We start from the raw sequence: 6,313 nt of genomic DNA, 5'->3' as shown, positions 1-6,313 counted from the left end.
CGGTCACCGGTGCATGCCCAAAAATACGCTTCTGGCCGGCAGGCCGTGGGGAGCTGGCTTGCCAGCGAACGAGCGCGCAGCGGTCGTAAAACCCCTGCATGCACGGTGCATCAGACACCCCGCGTGCACCAGTTCTACTGCCGCTTCGCACCCGTCCCCAGGCGTGCCTGTGATGCATTCACCGCACACTAATGCGCCTCGCCGGCTTTCAATCCCTGTGGCAGCTTTTTCGTCAACAACACCGCCACCATGCTCACCGCCAAGCCGATCCCCACGAAATGGAAGGCATCGTTGTAGGCCATGATCATCGCCTGCTGATGGGTGATCTCACTCAACTTGGCCAATGCTGCACCTTCGCTGCCCAGCTTCTCTGTCAGCAACGCCAAGCGCTCGGCCACTGCAGCATTGGTCGGCACCACGGCCTCGCGCAGGTAATCGAAATACACCTTGGTGCGCGCATCCAGCAGCGTGGCCAGCAACGCAATGCCAATAGCCCCACCCAGGTTGCGCAGGATGTTGAACAGGCTCGACGCCGAGCCCGCGTCTTGCGGCTGAATGTACGCTGTGGCAATCAGCGAGATGGTCACCATGATCATCGGCTGCCCAAGCGCCCGGATGATCTGGATGTGGTTGAATTGGGTGCCGGCGAAATCCGGGTTCAACACCCCCGAGCTGAAACTCGCCAGTCCGAACAGCCCGAACCCGATCGTGCAAAGGATTTTCGGCGAAATCACCTTCATCAGTTGTGGCACCAGCGGTATCAGAAACAGCTGCGGCACCCCCATCCACATGATCACTTCACCGATCTGCAGCGCGTTGTAGTTCTGGATCTGCGCCAGGTACAGCGGCAGCAGGTAGATCGAGCCATACAGCCCGACCCCCATGCCCAGGCTGGCAATACTCGACAACCCGAAATTGCGGTTCTGCAGGATGCGCAGGTTGATCAGCGGGTTGGGTTTTGAAAACTGCACGATCACGAAGGTAATGAGGCTGACCAGGGCGATGCTGCCCAGGCTGACAATCAGGCCCGACTCGAGCCAGTCCTTGCGGTGACCCTCCTCAAGAAACACCTGCAGGCAGCCGAGCCCGACGCCGAGGGTGACGATGCCGGTGTAGTCGGTGCGCTTGAGCAGTTCCCAGTGGGATGCCTTCTTTTCCAGCCCGTACAGCAAGCCGCCGATCATGATCAGCCCAGGCGGAATGTTGATGTAGAAGATGTACTCCCACCCCCAGTTCTCGGTCAGCCAGCCGCCCAGCGTGGGGCCGATGGAGGGCGCAAAGGTGGCCGTCATGGCGAACATTGCCATGCCCTTGGCGCGATGGTGCTCGGGCAGCTTGATCAGCGTCAGGGTGAAGGCCAGCGGGATCAGCGCGCCGCCGGTAAAGCCTTGCAGGGCGCGGAACACGATCATGCTTTCCAGGTTCCAGGCCATCGAGCACAGCAGCGAGGAGGCCAGAAAACCCGCCGACACCCACACCGCCAGGCGTCTGGCGGACAGCAACTGCACCAGCCAGGCGGTGAGCGGGATCATGATGATCTCGGCCACCAGGTAGGAGGTGGAAATCCACGAGCCTTCCTCCAGGGTGGCCGACAGCGCGCCCTGGATGTCCTTGAGCGAGGAATTGGTGATCTGGATGTCGAGTACCGCCATGAACGCGCCAAGCATCACGCTCATCACCGCGATCCAGTCGCGCCGGCTTGGTTCGCCGGCGGGGCGGATCAGTTGATCACCGGCCATCGGCGCGGATATCGACGGTCGCAGTTACCGACATGCCCGGGCGAATCTTGCCGTGCAGCGGGTTGTCGGCGGCAAAGGTGAGCTTGACCGGGATGCGCTGCACCACCTTGGTGAAGTTGCCGGTGGCATTGTCCGGGGGCAGCAGGCTGAACTGTGCGCCGGAGGCCGCGAACAGGCTGTCGACGCGGCCTTCGATGGGGGTGTCGGGGTAGCTGTCGAACAGAAGTTCGGCGCGTTGGCCGGGCTGCATCCTGCCGATCTGGGTTTCCTTGAAGTTGGCCTGCACCCAGATGTCCTGGTCGGGCACGATCGACAGCAGGTAGGCGCCGGCCTGCACATATTGGCCATTGCGCGCCGCGCGCTGGCCGATCATGCCGCTGATCGGCGCATGGATTTCACTGCGGCTCAGGTTGAGCTCGGCCTGGGCCAGGTCGGTCCGTGCGGTGGCGATCTGTGCGTCCAGGCGCTTGAGTTCGGCAGCCAGCGCATTGACCTGCTGGCGTTGGCCTTGCAGATCCGCCTGCGCCTTGCTCACCTGCGAGCGCGCTACATTGCTTTCGGCCGACAGGGTGGTCACCCGCTCCTCCGAGACGAAGCCGGGTTTGCGCAGCGCCTGGGCTCGATTGAGGTCCAGTTGGGTGCGGCCCAGCGTGGCCTGGTTGGCTGTGACCTGGGCCTGGCCTGCAGCGATCAGGCTGGCCTGCTGGGTCAATCGGCTGTCAGCCTGCAGGCGCTCGGCCTCGCGGGTGGCCAGGGTGGCGCGGGCGCGCTCCACGGCAAAGCTGAAGTCGTCGGCTTCCAGGCGCACCAGCAGGTCGCCCTTGGCCACGTGCTGGTTGTCTTCGACCAGTACCTGGTCGATGCGCGCGCCCAACTGGCTGGATACCCGTGTGATTTCGCCCTGGACATAGGCGTTGTCGGTGCTCTCGTAGAAACGCCCCTTGAAGTACCAGTGGGCGAGGAAGGCGAGGGCGATGAGCAGGACCAGGGTGAGGAAAATCAGCAGGCGACGCTTGAGTTGGGCAGGCATGGGGTACGGTCGTTCTAAAAATGTAAGCAAATTTAACAAGGTTTGGATCCGTTAACACAAGCGCTGATCGTGCCCATTGCTGGAGCAGGGTGGCCCCGTGCTGTTAACATCCAGCCTTTGTTTCATCTCTTGTCCGAGACTCTCATGACCACCGTTCGCACGCGTATCGCGCCTTCGCCGACTGGCGATCCCCATGTCGGCACCGCCTACATCGCCCTGTTCAACTACTGCTTCGCCAAGCAGCATGGCGGCGAATTCATCCTGCGTATCGAAGATACCGATCAGTTGCGCTCCACCCGCGAGTCCGAGCAGCAGATTTTCGATGCCCTGCGCTGGCTGGGTATCGAGTGGAGCGAAGGCCCGGATGTCGGCGGCCCGCACGGCCCTTACCGGCAGAGCGAGCGCGGCGACATCTACAAGCAGTACGCGCAGCAACTGGTCGACCTGGGCCATGCCTTCCCGTGCTTCTGCACCGCCGAAGAGCTGGACCAGATGCGTGCCGAACAGATGGCCCGTGGCGAGACCCCGCGCTATGACGGCCGCGCCTTGCTGCTGTCGCCTGAAGAAGTGCAGCGCCGCCTGGCCGCAGGCGAGCCGCACGTCATCCGCATGAAGGTGCCGACCGAAGGCGTGTGTGTGGTGCCGGACCTGCTGCGTGGCGATGTCGAGATCCCGTGGGACCGCATGGACATGCAGGTACTGATGAAGACCGACGGCCTGCCGACCTACTTCCTGGCCAACGTGGTCGATGACCACCTGATGGGCATCACCCACGTGCTGCGCGGCGAGGAGTGGCTGCCATCGGCGCCCAAGCTGATCAAGCTGTACGAGTACTTTGGCTGGGAGCAGCCGGTGCTGTGCTACATGCCGCTGCTGCGCAACCCCGACAAGAGCAAGCTGTCCAAGCGCAAGAACCCGACTTCGGTGACCTTCTACGAGCGCATGGGCTTCATGCCCGAAGCCATGCTCAACTACCTGGGCCGCATGGGCTGGTCGATGCCCGACGAGCGCGAGAAGTTCTCGCTGGCCGAAATGGTCGAGCACTTCGACCTGTCGCGTGTGTCGCTGGGCGGTCCGATCTTCGACATCGAGAAGCTGTCGTGGCTCAACGGCCAGTGGCTGCGTGAACTGCCGGTACAGGCGTTCGCGGCGCGCGTGCAGCAGTGGGCGTTCAACAGCGACTACATGATGAAGATCGCGCCGCACGTGCAGGGCAGGGTAGAGACCTTCAGCCAGATCGCGCCGCTGGGCGGGTTCTTCTTCGAAGGTGCGTTGAAACTCGATGCCAAGCTGTTCGAGCACAAGAAGCTCTCGGCCGACCAGGTGCGCCAGGTGATGCAGTTGATCCTGTGGAAGCTCGAAGGCCTGCGTCAGTGGGAAAAAGAGCGGATTACCGGGTGCATCCAGGCGGTGGTCGAGGCTCTGGAACTCAAGCTGCGTGACGCCATGCCGCTGATGTTCGCTGCGATTTCCGGCCAGGCAAGTTCGGTGTCGGTGCTCGATGCCATGGAAATTCTCGGCCCGGACCTGACCCGCTACCGTCTGCGCCAGGCGCTGGACCTGCTGGGCGGCGTGTCGAAGAAAGAAAACAAGGAATGGGAAAAGCTGCTGGGCAGCATCGCCTGACAGTGGGCTGCTTGTGCGGCCCTTCGCTGGCAAGCCAGCTCCCACAGGATTTTGCGGCATACACAAAAACCTGTGGGAGCTGGCTTGCCAGCGAAGAGGCCCGTGCAAGCAACCGAGAAACCAGAGTTTCACCCCGCAAAACCGGGGTGTTTCCCTTGGTAAAACGGTAAGTGATTGTTATCTCGGAAATTTCTTTTGGATTTTGTTGAAAATATATTTGACAGGTCTTCAATCCGATCTTAATATGCGCCCCGTCCACAGCGATGAACGAAACGAAGCGCGAAGCACCCAGCCAAGCGATTCAGTTCAACGCGACATTGTGGGGCTATAGCTCAGCTGGGAGAGCGCCTGCATGGCATGCAGGAGGTCAGCGGTTCGATCCCGCTTAGCTCCACCAAATCCCCTATCCGGAGTTGGTGACAACTCAGGATTCAATCTGGCTCCAGCGGCCGGGTTGTCGTGGTAAGAAGGTTCGTCCCCTTCGTCTAGTGGCCTAGGACACCGCCCTTTCACGGCGGTAACAGGGGTTCGAGTCCCCTAGGGGACGCCAGTTTCATACAAGTGATGTTGCAAGATATCACTGGGCCGCGAGGCTAGAAATCTGGGGCTATAGCTCAGCTGGGAGAGCGCCTGCATGGCATGCAGGAGGTCAGCGGTTCGATCCCGCTTAGCTCCACCAATTTTGCCAGGGTTCGTGAAAACGGATCTCTACGAAGGTTACAAGTCCCCTTCGTCTAGTGGCCTAGGACACCGCCCTTTCACGGCGGTAACAGGGGTTCGAGTCCCCTAGGGGACGCCATTTTACCCGCTTTGCGGGATTTCAAGGCTCATTCGCTTATTGAATGAGCCTTTTGTTTTTTCCCCTCCGAAAAGTTTTCTCCTGCAGCGACGGCCTGCAGGAGAAAGTGCTTGTCAATAAATATTACGAGCATAATATTGCCTCCATAATATTTGGAGGCCCGCCATGCTCGACAAAAAAGCCCAGACCCGTGAGCGCATTCTCGATGCGGCGCGTAGCGCCTTGATCCAGAAGGGCCCGGCAGACCCCAGCGTGCAGCAGGTGATGGGCGCTGCCGGGCTGACGGTAGGCGGGTTCTACGCGCATTTCGAAAACAAGGACGCGTTGATGCTCGAGGCGTTCTGCCAGTTGCTCGGCGAGCGCCGGGCGCTGCTGTCGCAGGTAGACCCGGCACTCGATGGCGAGGGGCGGCGTGCCCTGGCGGCGGCGTTCTATCTGTCACGCAAGCACCGTGACGCCACCGATCATGCCTGCCCGTTGCCGGCCTCCCTGAGCGAGATTGCGCACCTGCCGCAGGCGTTTCGCAGCGTGCTGGCCGAGCATATCGAACTGATGATGGCGCAGTTGGCCGATACCCCCGAAGACGCCGACAAGGTGCTGGCCGACCTTGCCCTGATGGTGGGAGGGCTGGCGCTGGCAAGGGCGCTGGGTGGTGATGAGTTGTCTGACCGTGTATTGCGTGCCGCCAAGTCCGCGGTGATCTGATCTGGAGCGATGCGATGAATAGCCTGAGCTGGATTCGTGGCGGTGAGCATTGCCGCGCCGGCACCTGGGCTTGCCGGCGCGTGCGAGCGCCGCGTTCATCCGCCAGGTCGAGCGTGATGTCGGGGTGCCGGTGGCGCGCCTGGACGTGAGCGCCTACCAGTTGGCGCTGCCGGGCTTCATCGTGCATGCCGAAGACGACCCGCTGGTGGCCGTCAGCGAGGCGCGGCTGATCCACCAGGCGTGGTTCGACAGCCAGTTGCTGTTGTTGCCCGAAGGGGGGGCACCAGCGTGTGCTGGCCAACCCGCAACGGGTGCAGGGCGTGCTGGCGCTGCTGCAGCGCAGCGTCCTGCCGGCACGCCAATCGGCCTGAGCATCCGTTACACTCTGCCCGTTCACTTAAGATCGGGAGCGGG

4 protein-coding genes, 4 tRNA genes and 1 pseudogene are annotated in these 6,313 nt (G+C 61.9%); 7 read left to right on the top strand and 2 right to left on the bottom strand.

Annotated features, from left to right (window positions below; genetic code table 11):
* Window positions 1-188: 188 nt before the first annotated feature.
* Complete coding sequence (locus KUO17_RS12265; protein ID WP_255263552.1) at window positions 189-1,739, bottom strand: MDR family MFS transporter; 1,551 nt, start codon at window positions 1,737-1,739, stop codon at window positions 189-191.
* Window positions 1,729-2,769, bottom strand: a complete 1,041-nt coding sequence (locus tag KUO17_RS12260; protein ID WP_217975830.1) for an HlyD family secretion protein — start codon at window positions 2,767-2,769, stop codon at window positions 1,729-1,731. The genes KUO17_RS12265 and KUO17_RS12260 overlap by 11 nt, the downstream gene beginning before the upstream one ends.
* 144 nt (window positions 2,770-2,913) lie before the next feature.
* Here KUO17_RS12260 and gltX point away from each other — a divergent pair, with 144 nt between their 5' ends.
* The 7 genes and pseudogenes from gltX to KUO17_RS12225 form a co-directional block, all read left to right on the top strand.
* Complete coding sequence (gene gltX, locus KUO17_RS12255) at window positions 2,914-4,395, top strand: glutamate--tRNA ligase (protein WP_217975829.1); 1,482 nt, start codon at window positions 2,914-2,916, stop codon at window positions 4,393-4,395.
* A gap of 321 nt (window positions 4,396-4,716) precedes the next feature.
* Window positions 4,717-4,792, top strand: a tRNA-Ala gene (locus KUO17_RS12250).
* Window positions 4,793-4,869: 77 nt separating this feature from the next.
* Window positions 4,870-4,945, top strand: a tRNA-Glu gene (locus KUO17_RS12245).
* A 53-nt stretch (window positions 4,946-4,998) separates the two neighbouring features.
* Window positions 4,999-5,074 (top strand) — tRNA-Ala (locus KUO17_RS12240).
* Between the two features lie 44 nt (window positions 5,075-5,118).
* Window positions 5,119-5,194: transfer RNA gene (locus KUO17_RS12235), tRNA-Glu, on the top strand.
* A 165-nt stretch (window positions 5,195-5,359) separates the two neighbouring features.
* On the top strand, window positions 5,360-5,899 hold the full coding sequence (locus KUO17_RS12230; RefSeq protein ID WP_217975828.1) for a TetR/AcrR family transcriptional regulator: 540 nt from the start codon (window positions 5,360-5,362) through the stop codon (window positions 5,897-5,899).
* A gap of 61 nt (window positions 5,900-5,960) precedes the next feature.
* Window positions 5,961-6,270 (top strand): annotated as a pseudogene (locus KUO17_RS12225) (alpha/beta fold hydrolase); the annotation flags it as partial.
* Window positions 6,271-6,313: the final 43 nt, after the last annotated feature.

The sequence above is a fragment of the Pseudomonas aegrilactucae genome, from assembly GCF_019168305.1.
Classification (GTDB): domain Bacteria; phylum Pseudomonadota; class Gammaproteobacteria; order Pseudomonadales; family Pseudomonadaceae; genus Aquipseudomonas; species Aquipseudomonas aegrilactucae.
Note: the sequence above shows the minus strand (reverse complement) of the source record. Positions and strands in the feature narration are given on the sequence as shown.